The organism is Pseudobutyrivibrio sp. ACV-2, assembly GCF_900107545.1.
Lineage (GTDB): Bacteria > Bacillota > Clostridia > Lachnospirales > Lachnospiraceae > Pseudobutyrivibrio.
Window position 1 is genome coordinate 40,934 of the sequence record NZ_FNQZ01000001.1, and the last position, 21,483, is coordinate 62,416.

Annotated in this window: 18 protein-coding genes and 1 pseudogene; 14 read left to right on the plus strand and 5 right to left on the minus strand. The window is 36.5% G+C overall.

The window, feature by feature from the left end; translation table 11 throughout:
- Positions 1–41 precede the first annotated feature (41 nt).
- Genes BLV53_RS00195 through BLV53_RS00220 form a run of 6 tightly spaced genes read left to right on the plus strand, consistent with a single transcriptional unit; the run spans position 42 to position 8,552 of the window.
- A complete protein-coding gene (locus tag BLV53_RS00195) occupies positions 42–1,373 on the plus strand; it encodes a carbohydrate ABC transporter permease (RefSeq protein ID WP_090295425.1) in 1,332 nt (443 codons plus the stop codon).
- Positions 1,373–2,215 (plus strand): sugar ABC transporter permease, encoded by an 843-nt coding sequence (locus BLV53_RS00200; protein WP_090295428.1) that lies wholly within the window; start codon positions 1,373–1,375, stop codon positions 2,213–2,215. Before BLV53_RS00195 ends, BLV53_RS00200 begins: the two co-directional genes overlap by 1 nt.
- A 2-nt stretch (positions 2,216–2,217) precedes the next feature.
- Positions 2,218–4,074, plus strand: a complete 1,857-nt coding sequence (pulA, locus tag BLV53_RS00205; RefSeq protein ID WP_090295431.1) for a type I pullulanase — start codon at positions 2,218–2,220, stop codon at positions 4,072–4,074.
- 3 nt (positions 4,075–4,077) lie between these two features.
- The gene (locus tag BLV53_RS00210) at positions 4,078–5,652 is read left to right on the plus strand and encodes a response regulator transcription factor (RefSeq protein WP_090295433.1); all 1,575 of its coding nucleotides are present in this window, start codon (positions 4,078–4,080) and stop codon (positions 5,650–5,652) included.
- Position 5,653: 1 nt separating this feature from the next.
- Complete coding sequence (locus BLV53_RS00215) at positions 5,654–7,396, plus strand: sensor histidine kinase (RefSeq protein WP_090295436.1); 1,743 nt, start codon at positions 5,654–5,656, stop codon at positions 7,394–7,396.
- On the plus strand, positions 7,386–8,552 hold the full coding sequence (locus BLV53_RS00220) for an ABC transporter substrate-binding protein (RefSeq protein WP_090295438.1): 1,167 nt from the start codon (positions 7,386–7,388) through the stop codon (positions 8,550–8,552). Before BLV53_RS00215 ends, BLV53_RS00220 begins: the two co-directional genes overlap by 11 nt.
- Before the next feature lie 135 nt (positions 8,553–8,687).
- On the opposite strand, the gene BLV53_RS00225 is transcribed toward BLV53_RS00220, so the two are convergent.
- The gene (locus tag BLV53_RS00225; protein ID WP_090295441.1) at positions 8,688–9,203 is read right to left on the minus strand and encodes a SprT-like domain-containing protein; all 516 of its coding nucleotides are present in this window, start codon (positions 9,201–9,203) and stop codon (positions 8,688–8,690) included.
- Positions 9,204–9,279: 76 nt separating this feature from the next.
- A complete protein-coding gene (locus BLV53_RS00230) occupies positions 9,280–9,747 on the minus strand; it encodes a methylglyoxal synthase (RefSeq protein ID WP_090295444.1) in 468 nt (155 codons plus the stop codon).
- A 274-nt stretch (positions 9,748–10,021) separates the two neighbouring features.
- Between BLV53_RS00230 and BLV53_RS00235 the strand changes: the two genes are divergently transcribed.
- From BLV53_RS00235 to BLV53_RS00250, 4 genes are read left to right on the plus strand one after another with little or no spacing between them, the layout of a single operon-like run.
- The gene (locus BLV53_RS00235; protein WP_090295446.1) at positions 10,022–11,215 is read left to right on the plus strand and encodes an efflux RND transporter periplasmic adaptor subunit; all 1,194 of its coding nucleotides are present in this window, start codon (positions 10,022–10,024) and stop codon (positions 11,213–11,215) included.
- A 2-nt stretch (positions 11,216–11,217) separates the two neighbouring features.
- A complete protein-coding gene (locus BLV53_RS00240; protein ID WP_090295449.1) occupies positions 11,218–11,922 on the plus strand; it encodes an ABC transporter ATP-binding protein in 705 nt (234 codons plus the stop codon).
- Positions 11,906–13,468: an efflux RND transporter periplasmic adaptor subunit gene (locus BLV53_RS00245; RefSeq protein WP_090295452.1), complete on the plus strand. Its 1,563-nt coding sequence runs from the start codon at positions 11,906–11,908 to the stop codon at positions 13,466–13,468. The genes BLV53_RS00240 and BLV53_RS00245 overlap by 17 nt, the downstream gene beginning before the upstream one ends.
- Positions 13,468–14,721 (plus strand): ABC transporter permease, encoded by a 1,254-nt coding sequence (locus BLV53_RS00250; protein WP_090295453.1) that lies wholly within the window; start codon positions 13,468–13,470, stop codon positions 14,719–14,721. Before BLV53_RS00245 ends, BLV53_RS00250 begins: the two co-directional genes overlap by 1 nt.
- Positions 14,722–14,779: 58 nt before the next feature.
- Here BLV53_RS00250 and BLV53_RS00255 read toward each other — a convergent pair whose 3' ends face one another.
- Positions 14,780–15,250: a hypothetical protein gene (locus tag BLV53_RS00255; RefSeq protein ID WP_090295456.1), complete on the minus strand. Its 471-nt coding sequence runs from the start codon at positions 15,248–15,250 to the stop codon at positions 14,780–14,782.
- Between the two features lie 18 nt (positions 15,251–15,268).
- Complete coding sequence (locus BLV53_RS00260) at positions 15,269–16,024, minus strand: exodeoxyribonuclease III (RefSeq protein WP_090295459.1); 756 nt, start codon at positions 16,022–16,024, stop codon at positions 15,269–15,271.
- Between the two features lie 172 nt (positions 16,025–16,196).
- Between BLV53_RS00260 and BLV53_RS16945 the strand changes: the two genes are divergently transcribed.
- The 3 genes and pseudogenes from BLV53_RS16945 (at position 16,197) to BLV53_RS00270 (ending at position 19,525) form a co-directional block, all read left to right on the plus strand.
- Positions 16,197–16,361: a hypothetical protein gene (locus tag BLV53_RS16945; protein ID WP_170830714.1), complete on the plus strand. Its 165-nt coding sequence runs from the start codon at positions 16,197–16,199 to the stop codon at positions 16,359–16,361.
- Positions 16,362–17,597: 1,236 nt separating this feature from the next.
- Positions 17,598–18,086 (plus strand): annotated as a pseudogene (locus tag BLV53_RS17785) (methyl-accepting chemotaxis protein); the annotation flags it as partial.
- 464 nt (positions 18,087–18,550) lie between these two features.
- Positions 18,551–19,525, plus strand: a complete 975-nt coding sequence (locus BLV53_RS00270; RefSeq protein ID WP_090295464.1) for an aldolase catalytic domain-containing protein — start codon at positions 18,551–18,553, stop codon at positions 19,523–19,525.
- Here the strand turns inward: BLV53_RS00270 and BLV53_RS00275 are convergent.
- Complete coding sequence (locus BLV53_RS00275; protein ID WP_090295466.1) at positions 19,522–20,682, minus strand: glycosyltransferase; 1,161 nt, start codon at positions 20,680–20,682, stop codon at positions 19,522–19,524. The genes BLV53_RS00270 and BLV53_RS00275 overlap by 4 nt on opposite strands.
- A gap of 94 nt (positions 20,683–20,776) precedes the next feature.
- On the opposite strand from BLV53_RS00275, the gene BLV53_RS00280 reads away from it, so the two are divergent.
- Positions 20,777–21,433 carry a 4'-phosphopantetheinyl transferase family protein gene (locus BLV53_RS00280; RefSeq protein WP_090295469.1) on the plus strand — a complete coding sequence of 219 codons (657 nt, stop codon included), beginning with the start codon at positions 20,777–20,779 and terminating at the stop codon, positions 21,431–21,433.
- Positions 21,434–21,483 lie beyond the last annotated feature (50 nt).

The window sequence follows — 21,483 nt, forward strand, 5'->3', positions numbered from 1 at the left end:
AGTTAATTTGGGGAGTCTATTTTTTAGGAAAGGAAATCCAAATGCTTAAAACATTTAAAAAGGGTGATAATATCACAAGATTATCTCTGTTGATTTTTGGCCTTGGAAATATAGTTAGAGGCCAGCTGGGAAAGGGATTGATTTTTCTGGGCGTAGAGATACTTTATATTTTTTATTTTATAGAATATGGAATAGGCGCTTTAAAGGGATTATTTACCTTAGGCACTCAAGAGCAGGGCTGGGTGATGGATGAAAGAAAGGGCATAGAGATTCTAGTAGATGGAGATAATTCTATGCTTCTTCTATTGTTTGGCACTTTATGTCTGATGATAATTGCCAGTTTGCTTATTGTAGCAAAGCTTAGTTTAGAATCAGCATATTTGGCGCAGGAGAGTATTGAAAAGGGATTAAAACCTGTGTCACTAAAAAAGGATTTAAGTTTTTTCCTGGATTCAAAAGTACATATAACTCTTTTATGCATGCCTATCATTGGTATTTTAGCATTTTCAGTTTTGCCACTTTTATACATGATACTTGTAGCTTTTACAAACTATAATCATGACCATCAGCCACCAGGAAAGCTGTTCGATTGGGTTGGACTTGATAACTTTTTTGTCATTTTAAATACCCACTCACCTTTAGGAAAAAGCTTTTGGCCTATATTAAGCTGGACTATTGTTTGGGCTATAGTTGCTACAATTACATGCTTCCTTTTTGGATTAATTCTTGCTATGTGGATTAATTCTCCTTATGTAAAAATCAAAAAGGTGTGGCGCTCAATTCTAGCAACCAGTGTGGCAGTTCCACAATTTGTTTCACTACTTATAATTAGAACAATGCTTCAGCCAGAAGGCTCAGTCAATGTGTTATTAAAGGAACTTGGAGTGATTGACAACGCATTGCCATTTTGGGCAAATGCTACCTGGGCTAGAATTACAATCATACTTGTAAACCTGTGGATTGGAGCACCATACACAATGATGATTGTTACAGGTATTCTTATGAATATACCAGCTGAACTATATGAAGCAGCAAAGATTGATGGAGCCAATACCATTACTATATTTAAAAAGATTACATTGCCATATATTGTTTTTGTAATGACCCCATATTTGATTACTCAGTTTATAGGTAATGTAAACAACTTCAATGTTATTTTCCTGTTAACCGCAGGAGGACCAAGTACCATCGATTACTATCAGGCAGGAAAGACCGATTTGCTTGTTACATGGTTGTACAAATTAACTGTTGGTAGCAAGGATTATTGCTATGCATCTACAATCGGTATCCTGGTATTTATTATATCTGCAGCGGTTTCGTTATTGACCTATCACAGAACCTCTGCATATAACAATGAGGAGGGCTTCCAATAATGAGAACAAAAGCACGAATAAAAACAATTTTATCTCATATATGTTTAGTATTACTATCGGTGGTTTGGTTGTTCCCTATATTTTGGGTAGTGCTGGCATCCTTTAGAAAAGAAAGAGGTTCCTATACCTCATATTTTTTCCCAAAGGCCTACACTGTAGAAAACTACAGAAGATTACTTTTTGAAACAGATCAGTTTCATTTCGCTAAATGGTTTGGAAATACATTTACAGTAGCAGTTTTTAGTTGTCTCATTTCAACTATATTTGTATTATCCGTATCATTTTGTATGAGCCGACTTAGATTTAAAATGAGAAAGCCATATATGAACATAGCAATGATTTTAGGAATGTTTCCTGGCTTTATGTCTATGATTGCTGTCTATTATATTTTAAAGGGAATCGGCATAACACAGTCATTGCTTGCACTTATTTTAGTTTATTCGGGAGCTTCTGGAGCAGGATTCTTTGTAGCAAAAGGATTTTTTGATACCATACCTAAGTCAATGGAGGAAGCAGCAAGTATTGAGGGCGCCACAAAGATGCAAATCTTCACAAAGATTATTCTGCCTCTGTCAAAACCAATTGCGGTTACCACGATACTTACTTCATTTATGGGACCATGGGTTGACTATATTTTTGCATCTGTAATAATGGGTGATAACTACGATAAATATACAGTTGCAATCGGTTTAGCAAAGATGCTTGAAAGAGAATTTATTTCTGAGTATTACACTCAATTCGCAGCAGGCTGTGTGCTTGTTTCAATACCTATTTCAATTCTATTTATGGCATTGCAAAAGTATTATGTGGAAGGAATAACCAGCGGAGCATCAAAGGGGTAATAATGGGCATATATAAAGGAAAACTATCTGAAGATTTTAATGAAAAATATAATTATGATGGGTCTCTAGGATTGGAGGTAAAAAGCGACAATCTAACTTTTAGAGTATGGGCTCCAGAAGCAGATAATGTTTGGCTTTTAGTATATGAGTCAGGAGATATTTTAGATACAACCAGCAAGACGAAGGTCCCAATGATATACGAGGGCAAAGGCGTATTCAAGGTAAATCTTAGCAAATGCTTTTTGGGCTGCTTCTATACATATCTTGTAAAAAGAAATAATGATATAACAGAGGCCTGTGATCCATACGCAACTGCAGTTGGAATAAATGGTGACCGTGCAGCTATCGTTGATATGAAAAGCACAAATCCATCAGGCTGGAATGAAGATAAAAATCCTAATAGTGGCCTAAGTGCAAATGAAAGTATTATCTATGAAGCCCATGTGAGAGATTTGACCATTTCAGATTCATCAAATGTAAAGCATAAAGGTCTGTTTAAGGGAGTAACCGAGACTGCAGAAGATAGCAGTGAGATTGGCTTGAACTACATTTCATCATTAGGCGTTACTCACATTCAGTTCTTACCAATATATGATTTTGGAAGCGTTGATGAGAAAAATCCATCCTTTAATTGGGGTTATGATCCTAAAAATTATTTTGCTGTAGAGGGCTCTTATTCTACCAATCCTTACAATCCAAGCTCTAGAATAACAGAGCTAAAGGAAATGATTATGGCTTGCCATAAAAAGGGACTTAGCGTAGTGATGGATGTGGTTTTAAATCACGTTTTTGACGCCAAGGATTTTAGCTTCAATAAAATTGTCCCAGGATATTTTTCAAGAATAGATGAGGATGGAATATATAGTAACGGTTCATTTTGTGGAAATGATAATGCCTCTGAACGATACATGGTGAGTCGGTTTATAGTGGACAATATTTTATATTGGGCAAAGGAATATCATATCGATGGATTCAGATTTGATTTGGTGGGTCTGATAGATGTAGACACAATCAATCGAGTTGTAGCCACAGTGAAGGAATATAGATCTGATATTATCTTTCATGGTGAAGGCTGGGATATGCCTACCGTGATGACCGAGGAAAAACCACTTGCGATTCAGATGAATTCTGCTGAGACAAAAAACTTTGCTTATTTTGACGACGTCATAAGAAACCTTTTACGTGGGGACAATTTTCATCCTCAGGAAAAAGGTTATTGCAACGGTGGAAAGGGAATGAAAAACCTTTTAAAAAGTTGCATCCTTGGAAAAAGATATTGGTCAGAAAATGCTAATCAGCTGATAAATTATGTGAGCTGTCATGATGATTTCACTTTGTATGACAAATTTAAAACCGCATCAAAGGATGCATCCGATGACATATTAATGAAGCAGTGCATGTTGGCAGCAGGTATCTGTTTTATTTCAAAGGGAATACCACTTTTTTTGAATGGTGAAGAATTTGGAAGAAGCAAGTTAAACGAGGATGGTACACTTAATTCAAATTCATACAAATCAAGTGACTATGTAAATGCAATAGATTGGAATGTTCTTAAGGATAATAAAAAACAGGAAATGATCCAATATTATAAGGAGCTTATTGCATTTAAGAAAAAAGCTGTAAATCTTCATTATGAAAGATTTAAGGATGGTATAGATGATGAGAGTTTAATGGTATTATGTAGCTTAGAAGGGGAAAGGATAATTATTCTTATGAATCCAGAAGAAAAGGAAGTATGCTATGACCTTCCGGAAAATAAGTATAGTACCATACTTTCCTCAAGTAATATGGTAAGACAAAACTATGAGACTCAAGTTGTTGTCCCACCAGTAACATTTATGATTTTAAAGAAGAAATAGTTTATGGAATTATTAAAACTTGTAATAGTTGATGATGAACCTATTATTTTAGCAGGCCTCAGTCAAACATTTGACTGGGAGTCTGTAGGTTTTTCTGTGATTGGCACTGCAATGTCTGGTCGTGAGGCATTATCTATTATTGAAAAAGAGCACGTAGATATTGTACTTACAGATATTTGCATGAAAAATATGGATGGAATAGAGCTGATGGAAAAAGCTGCTCTAGTCAGTCCAGACACTAAATTTGTAGTGCTTAGTGCTTATAAGGATTTCGAATATGCCAAAGCTGCCTGTGATAAGGGGGCTTTGGCTTATATTGTTAAGCCGGTAAATGATGAGATGCTTATAACTATGGAAAAGATAGCGCAAACTATTATTTCCGAAAAAAAGAAGGATAAAGTGATAGAGGCCTGGGAAAAGATTTTTATAGAAAATCAGGGCAGCTATATTACATATATGATTGGTCGCCTGATAGATGGTGGTCTTTCAAAAGAGCAGTTTATTTATGGCTGCAAGGATATTCTTTCTGATTCCGCTGACAGTCATTATTATGCAGCGATTATTGCGGATGTGGATGTTATATACATGATAAGCGAATACGATAATTTCGACAGGAAGCGTTTTGCACTGTTTTCATATCTGGAAAATGAATTGTCTAAAGAGTACAAGGTCTGGACCAAGAAAAACATTGATGGGAGCAGTATTTTTATAGTTGATTTAGGGGATAGTAGCAAGTCCTATAAATGTAAGCTGATATTAAATAACGCTAAAATTGAGTTAGGCTTTGATACTATTTCAGCAGTCACTGATGGCTACTATGGTTTAGACGGGATGATTACTGCTGTAGATTCTGCCAAAAAACTCTATGACTTCGCCTGTGAAGTGGATGCTGACATGGAGGATTGTGAGATAGAAGATAATACAGCCAGCTATCCATACGAGGTTGAAGCGGGAATTATCCATGCTATTAGAAAAAATGATGAGGAGGAATTCAAAGAGAAGCTTATCGTCTTCTTGGACTCCTTTGTGTCAGAAGAGTCAGTTGACTTAGCCTTTGTTCATCACCTTGTGGTAAATACTGAAATATTCCTTAGAGAGAGCTATGGAATGGACAAGGATTTGTATAAAAGAATCCGTGGAATGTACGAAGCTTTATTTAATTATCCCACACACAAGATTGTTAGAATGTATTATGACTTAGGGCTTTATGCTATTTCAAAACGCAAGAGAATGGCCATGGGAGATGAGAATCATCGCACCAATGAATACGTGTATAGTGCCTGCAAATATATCGAGGCTCATCTGGAAGATGATTTAACCATAGGAAAGGTGGCAGAAGAAGTTCACTTAAATCCTGTGTATTTTGGAAGGATATTCAAGGCTGTGACCAATTGTTCATTTAAGCAATATGTTTTAAATCAAAAGGTGGAAGTAGCCAAGGGACTATTAGTGACTACCGATTTAAGTATATCCGAAATAGGAAGACGACTTGGTATAGCAAATGCTTCCTATTTTACAAAAATTTTCAGAGAAGCAACTGGGAAAATACCTAGTGATTATAGAGTAGATTCAAAATAATATGACAAAGAAAATATATGGTATAAGAAACAAAATATTGATTTTTGCAATGGCACTAATCCTAGGACTATCTTTATCTTTTTTGCTTGTAATGGTTAGTTTTATCCATGAGGAGAGAACGGCCATCATAGATATTGGTATGAATACCTCAAGCCAGATGGTGGATAGTATGGATGAATTGTTTTCTGATATAAAGGAAGATACTGACGGGATTATTGTTGACTCCTTTGTTCAGAAATGCATATTAAACACCAATCTAAATGTAAAGGAAGAAGAAAATTTACTTCATAATCTTTTGACCTATACAGAGGATTTACAAGCATCCACATACTATATAAAAAATACAGGAGAAATATATTCATATTCTGGAGGAAATATTAATACCAAAAATCAATATGTTGATACCTTGCTAAATACCGATTATGCAAAGCTCCATTTATTCTGGCAGAACGCTTCCGACATATACAAAGACAAGAGTGTTGATTCTGTTGGAATGTATGCCATTAGAAATATTCGAAGTATAGATACTTTAATAGACCCAGATCGTATTTTAATTGAAATACAGCCTGATAAAATTTCACAGGTGCTTCAGGTAAACAGCGATGAGCGCTTCAATTATTTCATAGTAGGGCCAGATAAAAAAATATATGCAAAAAAATGTTTTCATGAAATAGATGATGAAACCCTCATAAAAATCCAGAAGGCAGTATCAGATCAAAACATGGTAAAGCTTCCTGAAGGCTATGTATTTACCAGCTATCACAAGGATAGCGATATGTATTTTGTTTCCTATATCAGTGATGCTGAGATGTACCAGTCTGTAAAAAGTGCTTTGGGATGGATGTTTATATTTATGGGTGCGGCTATTGTTTTTGCAATAGTTTTTGGTTTTACAGCATCACAAAAATTATCTGAGCCTGTACAGATGATTTCAAAGGAGATGCAGGATTTTTCGGAGAATTCTCTTTCAAAGGAAATGCATATTAAAACTAATACTGAGCTGGATGAAATCGGTAAATCCTATAATACCATGCTGCACAAAATAAAGGATTTAATGAATCAGGTTCAGGATAAGGAAAAAGAAGCCAGAGACTTAGAGATGGAGTCACTGATGTATCAGATTCATCCTCATTTCCTATACAACACCTTAGAAAACATATATATGCTGGCCAGAATTAACAAGCAGGAAAATATAATGCTTATGGTAGATTCCTTGTCTAAGCTGCTTCGCATTACCCTTTCAAATGGGCATAAGATTATATCTCTTGAGGATGAATTGACTCACGTTAAATCCTATTTGGACATCCAAAAATATAGAAATAACAATCTGTTCGAGTATGAAATCATATGTCAGGATAATCTCAATAACAAAAAGGTGCCTAAATTATTCTTGCAGCCAATAGTAGAAAACTGCATAAAACATGGATTTAGCCAGATTGATTCCGGTGGACTGATAAAAATAGAGGTCAAGAGTGAATACGAAAATGGAGATGAAAAGCTGATTTTTATTGTAAGGGACAATGGAAAGGGAATGGATGAAAAAGATATTACCATCCTAAATGAAAATATTAAAAACCAAAATCTGGCACAACCATCTGTAAAAGAGGGTGGCTATGGAATTATAAATGTGGCAAGACGCCTACAGCTTATGTGTAAAAAAGTCAGTATGCACTACAGCAGCATAGTGGGAATGGATTGTACCATTGAAATTGTAATGGGCGAGGATTATATGGATGAAGAATAAAATCTTTTCTATTAAGTTAAAAATGGCTATTTGCCTAATGGTGATAGGGGTCAGCTTTTATGGATGTGGTGTTAATGAAAAAAGTGCCCCTGAATCACAAGGTGCGGACACTGAGGAAGAGATTGTAATAACAATTCTTTTAAGAAGCGAACCGGATGGAATTAACAGTACGTATTCCGACTTAATTACTGAGTTTAACCAAAAATATGAAGGAAAATATAAGGTGGATGTCACTCTTATCAGTGAGACTGAAGAGGGATATCGTACTAGACTGCAGGAGTTAAATGCTATCGATGATCTTCCAGCCATAATTACAGATGCTGCCTTTGGCTCAAATTTTTTGGCGTTGATGGAGGAGAATGGCAGATACTATGACCTATATCCATTAAATGATGGAATGTATTCTTCGGCAGGGATGTTTTACAATGCCGACATTTTTAAAAAGTGTGGTATTGATGGTTATCCTAAGACTTGGGATGAATTTCTAGAAGATTGTGAAATTATAAAATCAGCAGGATATACACCCATATCTCTACATGGTGGTGGGGATTATTGGTCTGCCCTTCTTATTGGTACTGCCTATATGTGCAGTGAAGATACTGGCATGGACTTTCTAAAGGAAACTCTACCCAAAAGCTATGATAATGAATCTTTTAGAAAAATGCTCAGCTTCGTAAATACGATTTATGACTATACCTTTAGCGATGCACTTAGTATCAGTCATGATGAATCTTTATCAAGATTTATTTCTGGTGAAACAGCCATGATACCAGGAGGATATTGGATGGTTCCACAGATAGAAGGCGCTTTTTTTGAACAGGGATTTTCTACTTTTAGTGGTGGGATAATGCTTGTAGATAAACGAATGTCAGCATGGGGAATCGTAAATCAAGATGATAAAAAAGTCCTTGAAGGGGCCAAGCTTTTTATGGATTACAGAAGCACCAAAACATCTCAACAGGAAAAATCACACAGTGATATTGGCATGAAATATATTGCTGAATATGAATCCCATGCAAATGAGTTTCCTAATTATCAGCTGCAGTGGCAGGATAAAGTAATCAAAGAAGATTTTGATGTGTTGTTTCCAAAACTTATTAAACATGATATAACGGTAGATGATTTTATCGACGAGTTATCTATAGCAAATAATTAGCAGAGTTTGATAAAGCATTTTTATTAAAAGGAAAAGCTAAAAGCGTCCTGGTTAGTTTTTTGGTTTGGAGTAATTTATTTTATGAACAAAAGTCAAGCACGCAAAATTTTTGGATTCGATGGGACTGAATAATTTTTATTTTACAGTTTGTTTTCTCCAATCTACAGCGCCGCATCTGGCACATCCGTAATTACGATAATTTTTTGTAAAACGACTATCGCGTTTACGATAAATGGTGGCACCACAGTTGCCGCAAGTGAATATGTATTTGATGGTCATGGAGTTGATGGACTTATAGTCCTCAACTCCTTTTTCAGTACCAGATGTGACTCGCTTGATGTTGTAGCCGTAAACCTGATTCATGACCTCGGCATAATGTTTCCACTGCCCAGTGTGCCTCATGCAACCCTTGCAGGTGTGAAGAATCTCATGGATAATTGTTTCCTTGCAGGCTTTCTCAGAGATTCTGTCATCGGTCAAAAGCTTATCTGCTATCTGAATTTCAAAAGTTTTATCTGGGTTCTGTTTACAAAGTCCCCAGCGAGTTTTTGCTCTGTTATTTATTGTCCATGATGTAATGACCCCAGGCTTGATGCCAATCCTGGTCACCTCTGCCATGGATTCTGTAATTAATCTTTCTAAGTCTTTCATAAAGATTATTTCCAAAAATATAATGAAAATGAAAAGTGTAAAAGTTTTAGTAATTAATAGTAAAAGTGGTGACACTTTATAATGTATTTGCTCTATCTGCGATATTCTTTTGGAAATTGATAACGTCGTGATTGTATGCCATATCCATGTAAAGTGACTTAATCATGAAATCTGCTGACGCTTTGTTCACTGCGATTGGAATATCATAAACCTGTGCGATTCTGGTAAGAGCCTTTACGTCTGGATCGTGTGGCTGCGCGGTGAGAGGATCTGAGAAGAATATAATCATATCGATTCTACCTTCAACAACCTTGGCACCAATTTGCTGATCACCACCTAAAGGGCCTGAGTTGTAGCCTCTGACAGGAAGGCCTGTTTTATCAGAAATCATTTTTGCTGTAGTACCTGTACCACATAAGAAATGATTCTTAAGAACTTCTTTATTGTCTTCACACCACTGAATAAGAAGTGGTTTTTTCCCATCGTGAGCAATAAGAGCGATAGTCTTTTGCTTGTTTATAGTAAGTGTTATTTTGTCTTCCATAAAAACCTCCAATTTCTTTTTGCTAGTGATATTTTATAAGCTGAAATGGAAAATCACAAGAATAAAAGTGGTGATTTTTAAAATATTTTCAGATTATACAGATAAATATGTAGTAACACTAAAAGATGAGGAGTCAAAGGAAAAGTTTACCATATTAATAATGTGGCTGATTACATTGTGGTCAGTGGCATTGCATTACATTTATATTAGTGTTATAACTGTATTAATGAAACTAGAACACTTATAGGGAGATGTTCTTGGAAAGGATGATGTTATGAAAGCGAAAATAGTACTACCTATTGTTATAGCAGCTATAGCTGTGGCTGGAGTAGCCGTATATAAGTCTGGAATTTTGGAAAAGGTGGGGGCAACCACATCAGATTCATCAGAGGTATATGTTATGCCTCTATCAGAAATAATGGGAGCAAACAGTTCCTATTCTACGAATGTCTTTATGGGTGTTGTAGAGGGTCAGGAGTCTACAAGTCTAACCAAAAGCTCAGAGCGTGAACTGGATAAGGTTTTTGTATCAGAAGGAGATGTGGTAAGTGTCGGTACACCGCTATTTTCCTATAAATCTGATAAGCTTACTGCAGAAAATACACAGTACGCATTTGATATCGAAAGATCTAATCTTCAAATACAAGAGTACACAGATAATATTGCCAAAAATCAGGCGGCTCTTGATAAAATAAAGACTGACACTGAAGAAGATAAGAATAATAGGGAGCGTCTTAATAATGAAATAAATGGTTGGACTACAGATATTGCTATTGCCCAAAACAATATAGCTCAGACCGAAGCCAAAATAGAAGAGAATAATAAAAAAATAAACAATTCTACAGTCTCATCAACCGTTGCTGGAACTATCACAAAGGTTGCGGATGATACAAACCCATATACGACTGATGGAACATTTATTACCATTCTTGCTTCAAAAGAAATGAGAGTAAAAGGCCAGATAAATGAGCAAAATGTGTGGGCTATTAATGTGGATGAGCCTGTGACTTTACGATCACGTGTAGATAAATCGCAAACCTGGCATGGAACTATTTCTAAAATAGATACTGAGTCTAAGCAGGAAGAAAATAACAATTCCTATGACGGTAGTTCATCGGAAGGCAGCTCTACCAAATACCCATTTTATGTAACCTTGGATGACAGCGAAGGACTTATGATGGGACAGCATTTATACATAGAGCTAGGTCAGACTGATGCTGCTGAAATGGATTTTTCTGATGGAACCTATATCTATGACTACTACATTTCTTATGACGAGGATGGCAATCCTTTTGTATGGGCATCAAATGGTGGAAAGCTTGCAAAACAGTCTATTGAGCTAGGGGATTATTATGAGGATCAAATGGTTTATGCTGTTTCAGGAATTGATAAGGATACTCAGATTGCATACCCTATGGAGGACTTCACTGAAGGAATGAAGACTGTGAGTGGCACAGAGGGAGAGTAGCTATGATTGTAAAACTTGAAAATATTTTTAAAGTATATGGTGAAGCCGGTACCGACACCTCAGTTCCTGCGCTTAATGATGTCAGTTTAACTGTTGACGAAGGAGAATATGTAGCCATAATGGGACCTTCTGGATCTGGGAAAAGTACCCTTATGAATGTTATTGGCTGCTTGGATAAACCAACCTCAGGTTCATATTTTTTTGAGGACAAAGATGTTTTAAAGCTTAACGATAGAAGAATGTCAGATCTTAGACTGCATTCAATTGGTTTCGTCTTCCAAAGCTTTTATCTTATGAATGAAGAAAATGCTATAGAAAATGTAGCTCTACCACTTAGCTATGCAGGTGTATCAAAAAAGGAGCGAGAAAAAAGGGCTATAGAAGCTCTTACAAAAGTAGGACTTGCCGATAGAGTGAAATTTAGGCCAGATCAGCTTTCAGGTGGACAAAAACAACGTGTTGCTATTGCAAGGGCTATTGTTAATAATCCAAAGGTTCTTTTAGCGGATGAACCTACAGGAGCTCTAGATCAAAAGTCTGGTGCTGCTATTATGGAATTATTTCAAAAACTTAATGATGAAGGCACTACCATCATTATGATTACCCATGATTCTGGCATTGCAAGTCATGCAAAAAAGACATACAGAATAGTGGACGGTAAACTATATCATGGTTTAGAGGAGGCGGACAATGAAGAAAATAATTAAAGTTCTCCTTATTATAGTAGTCATATTTGGATTAGCCGCAGGTGGTTTATATTTTTATTATAATTATGAACAGGGCAAAAAGATTGCTCAGGTTGTCAGTCTTCAAAATATTGCCATGGACAATTATTGGGGCGATACAATAGAAAGCTATGGTCAGGTCACCGCTGAAAAGGCTCAAACCGGATACATTCCAACAGGTACAGAAATCCTAAATATAAATGTAGCAGTTGGAGATCATGTTGAACCAGGTGATGTGCTGATATCAGTAAAAAAGGAAACTCAGGATATAAATGGCAAGAGATTAGAAGTACAAAAAGCTGAACAGGCCTATATTGCTGATAAAAATCGTTTGGAAAGATTAGAGAATACAAAACCTATTCCTGAATATATTGCCAGCGCTCCTGACACTAGAGATATTAAGGTTTCCACCAAAAGCTATTTCCTGAATGAAGGTAAGTCTTTGGAGGGATACAGTTATGGCAAAGACGACGTAGTATTTATGATTTCAGATAACGGAAGAGGTAACATTACTATAGATTATTACGAGCCAGGCGGAAAACTAATCTATTCGGACAAAGAAGAAAATAAAGCCAAAATAAATGAATTAAAAACAAAAATTGACGCTGCAAAGGCAGCTGATTCTGATTTCTTTAGAGAGTCTGTTGTAGAAGACACTGTTGAGATTCAGGTAGGAACTTTCTATTATGATGGCGAGACAGGAGCTCTTATTGGTCATGAGGGAATCGGCCTCAATGGAGAAATCCGTGAAAGATATGATGAACCAAAAGGTTATAAGCCATCTGAGTTAAAAAAGCTAATCGAAGAAACCACCAAAGCTTTAAAGAAATCTGACCTCGAATATCGTGTTCAACAGTCTCAATTGGAGCAGATGGTAAATACCAACGAGAATGGTGATATATGTGCCAAAATATCAGGCACTGTTTCAAAGATACAAGGTGCTGAAAACTATAATGCAAACCAACCTTTTTTTATTATTACAGCAACAGATGATTACTATATTTCTGGAAGCATAGGTGAATTTTATCTGGATAAAGTTCATATAGGCGATACTGTATCTGTTAATTCCTGGGAAACTGGAAATGTTGCGGAAGCAGTTATCACTTCTATAAATGATACACCTTCAAAAGACGATAATTTTTGGGGTGGCTCCGGAAATACGAATTCAAGTAATTACGAGTTTAAGGCTTCCTTTGATAAAAGTGCTGGAATAGATATAGGGGCACCCGTTGATATCACAATTACACCATCCACAGATGAGGAGGAAAGTTCAGGTCTGTTTATTCCAAATTATTTCATCAGAAAAGATGCTACAGGCAATTATGTTATGAGAAAAAGCTCATCTGGTGTGTTAGAAAAGGTTAATGTAAAAGTTGGACGAAGCCTTTATGGCAGCATGACAGAGATTAAATCTGGAATATCCATCAAAGACTTCCTTGCATTCCCTTATGGAAATGGTGCAGTAGAGGGAATTAAATGCGAAGAAACAGAATCAATGGATGGATTTTATGATGGAGGCTTGGGATAATGTTTGAAAATATACGTTTGGCCTTTCGTGGTATATGGACTCACAAGCTCAGGTCTTTTTTGACAATGCTTGGTATCATTATCGGTATAGCAGCTATTATAGCTATAGTTTCCACAATCGAAGGCACTAATCAAAGAATAAAAGAAAATCTTATAGGCTCAGGCTCGAATACAGTAGATATTCAACTGTACCAGAACGACTGGCCATATGAAATGGGCTATAATGGTGCACCTTATGGTGCCCCACAGGTTTCAGATGATGTATTAGCTGAAATCAGGCAGATTACTGAGGTCAAAGCCGCCAGTCGATATGCCAATAGACAGATATATAGTGGAGTATATTATCAGAATAACTCCATGAGTGGAGGATATGTAAAAGGCGTTGAGCAGGATTATTTTTCCACAGCCAACCTCACTGTAAAAGAAGGCAGATTGTTTACTGAAAAAGAAGCAGATGCTTTTACAAAGGTTTGCGTAGTAGATGAAGCCATTGTTGAGGGGCTTCTTCAAAATGAGGATGCAATTGGAAAGATACTTGAAATAGGTGGAGATTCTTATACCATTGTTGGTGTGGTCAGAACACGCTCAACATTTGAACCAGTCATTAATAATCTATCTGATTATGAGACTTACAAACAGGATGAATCTGGATCAATCTACATACCACTTTCAGATTGGCCTATCAGCTATAGCTACGATGAGCCGGAAAATGTTTTGGTTAAGGCCACATCCACAGATGATATGACAGCTGCGGGAAAGAAGACTGCAGATATTTTAAATGCATACATTCATCCTACAGACGATACCATAAAATATCAGTCCAAGGATTTGCTGGAACAGGCACAGCAGCTACAGCAGCTCTCTTCATCTACCAATTCTATGCTTATTTGGATAGCAGCCATTTCTCTTTTAGTAGGTGGAATAGGTGTTATGAATATCATGCTTGTTTCTGTAACAGAGCGAACTGCTGAAATTGGTTTGAAAAAAGCCATTGGAGCTAGAAAAAGTAAAATTATGTGGCAGTTTTTGACAGAGGCAGCAGTGCTTACATCTATGGGTGGTGTTCTTGGTGTGGCAAGCGGTATAGGATTGGCTCAGATTATTTCTATAATGAGTGGCACTCCAGTAGCTATTTCATGGCCAGCAGCCATTGTAGCAGTTGTGTTTTCTATGATAATAGGTGTCGTATTTGGAATTTTACCAAGTCATCAGGCTGCAAATCTTAACCCAATAGATGCTCTTAGAACAAATTAATATACATTACAAGAGCGTAAAAAAAGCGGTTCTCACGAATATGTGAGAACCGTATTTTTTAATGATGATCAAGAAAATAAAACTTTCCAGAATCCCCTTTTTTAGGAGCCTTCTGAGGCTTTTCACCCATCTCGGGATTAAAGAAAACACCGTTTAAATTGTTGGTGCGTTTTTTTATACAATCAGGACAATAACGGCCGAAACGAATGCTACAGCCACAGCTTTCACATTCGATATAAACGTCACTTCCTTCTGGAATTTCAAGTCTGCCTTCACGAAGCATTCCATTGACCAAATCAATTGGGATATTCGTCTGTTCAGAAATTACAATGGCAGGAGATGGACCATATTCTTCGATGAAATCTTTAATCTTGCCAAAATCATCTACTTCTTTGTTTCCGCAGTCATAGCATTCATAATATCCGCCACCTATGTATTTCAGTTTGCCTTTACATTTCGAACACTTTACTGGTTTACGTTCGATAAATGCCTTCAGAAAAGCCTTTTTTTCCTCTTTTGAATATCCCATAAAAATCCCCCTATACTGTTATTCAAAATCCAGTTCGATAGGACAATGGTCTGACCCCATTATATCAGTGTGGATTTTAGCATCCTTCATCCTGTCCTTAATGTCATCAGAAACAATAAAATAATCAATACGCCAACCAGCATTTTTTTCTCTGGCTTTAAATCTATATGACCACCATGAATAAATGTCTGTCATATCAGGGTAGAAATATCTAAAGCTATCCACAAAACCTGAGGCTAAAAGCACTGTCATTTTGTTTCGTTCCTCGTCTGTAAAGCCTGCATTTTTGCGATTGGTTTTTGGATTTTTTAAGTCTATTTCCTTGTGGGCAACATTTAAATCTCCGCAGAGTATTACGCCTTTTTTCTCATTTAATTTCAGAAGATATTTTCTAAAATCATCCTCCCAGGTCATACGATAATCAAGTCGTGCAAGCTCGTTTTGAGAGTTTGGAGTGTAGCAGGTGATGAAGTAGTAATCCTCAAATTCAAGGGTGATTACGCGCCCCTCATGGTCATGTTCATCGATTCCGATACCATAGGTTACAGAAATAGGCTCTATTTTAGAAAAAATAGCAGTGCCAGAGTATCCCTTTTTCTCTGCATAATTCCAATAAATGTGATAGCCTTCCTTTTCACAGTCAAGCTGTCCTTCTGATAGTTTGATTTCTTGTAAACAAAAGATGTCAGCATCTGTAGAATCAAAGTAATCCCAAAAGCCCTTGCCGATTACGGCCCTAAGTCCGTTTACATTCCATGATATGAATTTATTCAATATGTTTTCCTCCGGAAAATTATCCTATTTATCTAATTATAACCGAATTTTAAGGTAAAATCATCAATTCATATGTAATTGTAGTAATAATTATTTTTTGTATAATGATTTATGTAACGTTTAATGTGTTATTATGTATAAAGATATAGGAAACACATGGGAGGTGTGAAAAATGGCTGATAATAAAGATGCAACATTTGTGGTACACGTTAATAAATGCGAAAATGAATCATGGCAGGGACAGATTACCTGGGCTGACAGAGATGAAAAAATCAATTTTCGCAGCGCTTTAGAGCTGATAAACATCATGGATGCAGCTCTTGATTCAGAAGAATAATTGAGCTTAATTGGAAAATCCTTTGCGTAAAGCAGAGGATTTTTTCATTTTTGTAAAAATTTATTTAAGATTTTGTGATTTTGGCCATAAAAACAAAAATTAAAATTATAATTACAAAAAGGATATAAATGTGATAATTAGTGACGCTTTATTACATTTTACACAATTTTTTTTAGTTCTACAGGGGGGTAGTACATGGGTAGAGAAGAATTTAAAAAGAAAGTAGATGGAAGGCTTACTACTGAACAACGAGATAATCTCAAAGGCGTAGGAAAGGTGGTTGAGAATAGTAAAGGAAATTTCTTTCAATCAATTACTTTTCAAAACATTATAGTAAATGCTCTTATTTTGGTGGCATTTGTTATTTATGCTATAGTTACAAATCAGGCTTTGACTAGTGTAAGAACTCAGGCTTTGCTTGCCAGTGAAAACGAATTAATATGCGCAACAGAAGCAGCTGGCATTAAAGAGGATGTTATACATATTTCTGCTGAAATTAATAGAACTCTTGGACAGATGGAAGCTGGGAAAGTTCTCGATGCAAGTGAATTTGCGGATATGGATGGTTATATAGCAGATGTGGCAGCACATTTGGACTACATGGACTCTAGTTTGCTTATTGGAAACCTACCTGATGGCCAGGAGCGAGTTGATAATTTGCGTTCAAATGTAGAAGCTTACTGTGAAACAGCAAAAAATGTGAAGGTTGCAATTCTCGCTGGTGATGTTCAAAAGGCTGTAGAATATGTAACAACCGACTATGGTGCTCAACTTGTTGCTTCTTATGATGCAATTGCTGCAGTAGATGAAGGAATTATGACCCTAAGCAATGGTTTTGCTTCCTATCTGGAACGATTTACAAGTAGAACTTCAAGAAGTGGATATATTGTAATGGGTATTGTAGTTGTTCTTATAATAGTAAGTTTTCTGCTTATTTTTATTAGGATTAATAAAACTATATTTGGTATAACATATGAGCTGCAGTCAATTATTAATAATGTTAATAAGGGTAAAGGTGATTTGACAGTTCGTATTAATACGAAAACAAAAACTGAGCTTGCACTTATTTCAGATTGCATTAATCAGTTTCTTGACACATTACAGGGTGTTATCAAGGACGTTAAAGATGGCGCAGGTGTTCTTTCATCATCTTCAGATAGCATGGTTATGAAAATTCAAAGTGCCAGTGATAATGTAACCAACACATCAGCCGCCATGGAACAGCTAGCTGCATCTATGGAAAATGTTTCGACTACAGCAAGTGACTTAAACGAAAGCGTTTTACAGGTTAGGGAAGCTACAATTGCCATTGATGATGAGGCAAAGGCTGGAGCTGGAAAGGCCAACGAAATCAAAGAAGCAGCTGATGCTATCAAAAAAGAAGCAAACAGCAAAAAGGAAAGCACTGGAGCTAAGATGGAAGAGCTTTCCAAGGTGCTTGAGATTTCAGTTAAGGAATCAGAACAGGTTAACCAAATCAGCGATTTGACAAATGAAATTCTTGATATTGCAAGCCAGACCAATTTGCTTGCTCTTAATGCATCAATAGAAGCTGCACGTGCAGGTGAGGCTGGTAAGGGCTTTGCAGTTGTAGCAGACGAAATCAGTAAGCTTGCTGCAAATTCACGTGATACTGCAGGCAATATTCAGGAGATATCTTCAAAGGTAACTTCAGCAGTTAAAGCATTGTCAGATAATGCTATTCAGGTTATTGATTTTATTAATAATAATGTTCTGGCTGACTATGATGCCTTTGTAGACACAGGAATAAAATATGAAAACACAGCCACAATGATTGAGGAAATGCTTGATACCTTCTCAGATAAGGCCGATAATCTCAATTCAGTTATGAATGATATGGCAGAAAGAATCGAAAGTATTTCAAGCTCTGTTCAGGAAAGTTCAAGCGCTATTGGAATGTCGGCGGCAGCTGCTACAGATATAGTTGGTGAGATTCAAGGTATTTCTGAGGCTGTAGATCAAAATAACGATGTAACAAAACAGCTGAATGAAAGCACCCAGAAATTTGAGATAGTTTAAGCTTTTGATTTTCATAAGAAAATCTGTAGGGTTCATAAATTTGTCAACCAGTAGCGCTAAAAGCCTACTGGTTGACTTTTTGACTTATTACCACTATAATTACTTTAACGCTTTTAATCGCTAAAGCATAAATTAGGAGGACATAAAAGATGAAAGAGGTTTCTAAGCTTCTCGCAGTGCGAGAGAGTGTACGTGTGGTTGATGCAACACTTCGTGATGGAGGTCTAGTTAATGATTTCTATTTTACAGATGAGTTTGCAAAGGCACTTTATTTAACTAATGTAAAGGCTGGGGTTGACTACATGGAAATGGGTTATCGCGCTGATAAGGAGCAGTTCGATGAATCAAAATTCGGACCATGGAAGTTTTCATCTGATGATTATATTAGAAAAATTATTGGCGAGAATAATACTGACTTAAAGATTGCTATCATGGCAGACGTTGGAAGATGTAATTACAAGGAGGATATTCATCCAAAGGCTGAAAGTCCTGTAGATTTAGTGCGTGTGGCTACATATCTTCACCAGCTCCCTGGAGCAATCGAAATGATTGAGGATGCAGACAAAAAAGGTTATGAGACTACTTGTAATATCATGGCTATTTCATCTGCTTCAATGGACGATGTCAAGGCAGCTCTTGATATTGTTTGTCAGACTCCAATTTCCTGTGTCTATATTGTAGATAGCTACGGCTCTTTATACCCAGAACAGATAGAGCGCATCGCAGATGTTTACTGCAATGCTGCAGCAAAATATGGAAAAAAGGTGGGAATGCATGCCCACGACAATCAGAAACTTGCATTCGCAAATACGATAGAAGCAGTGGGGGACAATGTAGACTATCTTGATGGAACCTACTGTGCAATGGGCCGTGGTGCAGGTAACTGTGCTATGGAGCTTTTACTTGGATTTCTTAAAAATCCAAAATACAAGGAGCGTTACGCTATAAAATTCGTAGAGGACTACATGGTACCACTTAAGGAACAGGGCGTAGTTTGGGGTTATGACATGCAGTACCTTACTACAGGTCTTTTAAATCAGCATCCACGTACAGCTATCGAATTCACAAAGCAGGGACGTAAGGATTACTTTAATTTCTATCAGGAGATGTTAAATATCGACTAATTGGAAAGCTCCTGTAATATAACCTTCGCAATATTGGTCCAGGTATGGTTCTTTGAGGCAATCTCATAGCCAGCTTGGGCTATTTTTTTCAAGCCCGTTTCATCTGATAGTGCGGCATCTACCTTTTCTGTAACAGCATCTATATTATTCAAATCGTAAAATAATATATTTTCTAAATCCTTGTACTCACTACGTAAAAGCGTAGTGGAGTCCGTAAGAGAAACAGCACCATTAAGCTGTCCTGAAAAAACTCTGTCATGACTGCCAGCTTTGAAATTTGGCATAATATTTACAGAGATTTTTGATTTCGCAAATACGGTAAAGGTCAGATTAAAAGGAATTTCACGATGGAGTGTGGCATTCTTCAAATCAAGTTCCTCCCACAATGCACCAAATATATGGAAATTATGGGAGGTTTTGTCTAGTGCCTGTACCAGCTTTTTTCTATTTATACAACGTATATACGTATCAGCCAGATAAAAGGATTGGGTGTGTAATGGCTTATCAGAATTAATATAATCATAAAATTCATTTTGAGATAAAATATCTACAGCATCCTCTATAGACAGCTTAGAGTCAGCCGTCATCATATCAATTAGCTGATATACGTTTTCAACGATGATTTCAGGCATTTTATTAATGGCGGTTTCAATTCTGACAGGATCGGTATAGGTTCCGGAAAAAATAATATCGTAAGGACGGTTTTCAAAACTATCCCAGTCTATCGAATCATGACCAAAGGCCAATTCCCCTGTCATTGGTGTCACAGAGACTGATTTTATATGAGGATAATATTTTAGGATATAGTCTTTATGCCTGCTATCAAGACAAACCACATTAAAGTTTTTTATTTTTTGTTTGAGTGAGTCGTGATGGTAGAGTGGATGATCTAGAATAACATCAAAAAAAGGAGCCTCAATATGGTCTAAAAAATAAGTGTCATCATCCATGAAAAGCTTTGATAAATCAGAATTGAAATCTATTAAGGCATCATATTTTTGCCCAACAAAGTTTTCAAGGTCTTCAAGTCTGTCCTCATCAACCTTAAAATATTCCACTTCATGGCCGAATTTTGCTAGAGCATATCCAATAGAATCACCAAAATAAAGATAAGAATTATAACAAACTGTTTTCATTTCAAAAATAAGAAACTTCATATAAAACTCCCCCAAGCCTTAAGATTTAACCAAATTTTAACATACTTTTTACTCACTATGATATACTTTGTATTATAAAGAACAGGGGGAGCCTATGATTAAAGCAGCAGCTTACAATTGTGAACCACTACAAAATCCGTTCATATTTGACGAAGTCTACGACATGATTAGTCCACAACGCCGTGAGCATGTAGATGAGGCAAAGACTCTCAAGGGAAAGTGCGAGCGTTTAGGGGCTGCGCATCTTTTAGAAAAATTATTGTGGGAAAACCACATACAAAGACCCTACGTTTATTCCACCACTTCTCAGGGAAAGCCTATTTTTATTCAGCCAAAGAATGTTGATTTCAGTATTAGTCATGCGGATTATTTCGCTGTGGCTGCCATTTCTGACAAACCTGTTGGGATAGATGTGGAGCGAATCCGTCCATACGATAAGGATTTGGTGAAGCGTTTTTTTACGCGATATGATTTGGAATATTTAGAATCCGTAAAAAAGAACGAGGTAAACAAAAAGTTTACAGAAGTTTGGACTTTCAAAGAGGCCACCTGCAAAATGATGGATAGACCTTTGATGCAGGTCCTTCAATGGGTGGATTTTAGTGAATACTGTGACTGCGAAAAGGGCAATACTGAATGGACAAAGCAGGGCTTCGAATTTAGAGATTTTTATATTACCCTTTGCTATGAAGACAAGCGACAGCCTATACAGATGGGGCTTTATAACCCTTACGATGGAAAATATTATTGAGAAAAGCAACTGCCAATTATTTGTAATAATTTATTTGGCAGTTGTTCTTT

Bases quoted from the DNA above. Each gene is read 5' to 3' on its own strand.
- BLV53_RS00195 (WP_090295425.1), top strand. From the start codon at position 42: ATGCTTAAAACATTTAAAAAGGGTGATAATATCACAAGATTATCTCTG.
- BLV53_RS00200 (WP_090295428.1), top strand. From the start codon at position 1,373: ATGAGAACAAAAGCACGAATAAAAACAATTTTATCTCATATATGTTTA.
- pulA (WP_090295431.1), top strand. From the start codon at position 2,218: ATGGGCATATATAAAGGAAAACTATCTGAAGATTTTAATGAAAAATAT.
- BLV53_RS00210 (WP_090295433.1), top strand. From the start codon at position 4,078: ATGGAATTATTAAAACTTGTAATAGTTGATGATGAACCTATTATTTTA.
- BLV53_RS00215 (WP_090295436.1), top strand. From the start codon at position 5,654: ATGACAAAGAAAATATATGGTATAAGAAACAAAATATTGATTTTTGCA.
- BLV53_RS00220 (WP_090295438.1), top strand. From the start codon at position 7,386: ATGAAGAATAAAATCTTTTCTATTAAGTTAAAAATGGCTATTTGCCTA.
- BLV53_RS00225 (WP_090295441.1), bottom strand. From the start codon at position 9,203: ATGAAAGACTTAGAAAGATTAATTACAGAATCCATGGCAGAGGTGACC.
- BLV53_RS00230 (WP_090295444.1), bottom strand. From the start codon at position 9,747: ATGGAAGACAAAATAACACTTACTATAAACAAGCAAAAGACTATCGCT.
- BLV53_RS00235 (WP_090295446.1), top strand. From the start codon at position 10,022: ATGAAAGCGAAAATAGTACTACCTATTGTTATAGCAGCTATAGCTGTG.
- BLV53_RS00240 (WP_090295449.1), top strand. From the start codon at position 11,218: ATGATTGTAAAACTTGAAAATATTTTTAAAGTATATGGTGAAGCCGGT.
- BLV53_RS00245 (WP_090295452.1), top strand. From the start codon at position 11,906: ATGAAGAAAATAATTAAAGTTCTCCTTATTATAGTAGTCATATTTGGA.
- BLV53_RS00250 (WP_090295453.1), top strand. From the start codon at position 13,468: ATGTTTGAAAATATACGTTTGGCCTTTCGTGGTATATGGACTCACAAG.
- BLV53_RS00255 (WP_090295456.1), bottom strand. From the start codon at position 15,250: ATGGGATATTCAAAAGAGGAAAAAAAGGCTTTTCTGAAGGCATTTATC.
- BLV53_RS16945 (WP_170830714.1), top strand. From the start codon at position 16,197: ATGGCTGATAATAAAGATGCAACATTTGTGGTACACGTTAATAAATGC.
- BLV53_RS00270 (WP_090295464.1), top strand. From the start codon at position 18,551: ATGAAAGAGGTTTCTAAGCTTCTCGCAGTGCGAGAGAGTGTACGTGTG.
- BLV53_RS00275 (WP_090295466.1), bottom strand. From the start codon at position 20,682: ATGAAGTTTCTTATTTTTGAAATGAAAACAGTTTGTTATAATTCTTAT.
- BLV53_RS00280 (WP_090295469.1), top strand. From the start codon at position 20,777: ATGATTAAAGCAGCAGCTTACAATTGTGAACCACTACAAAATCCGTTC.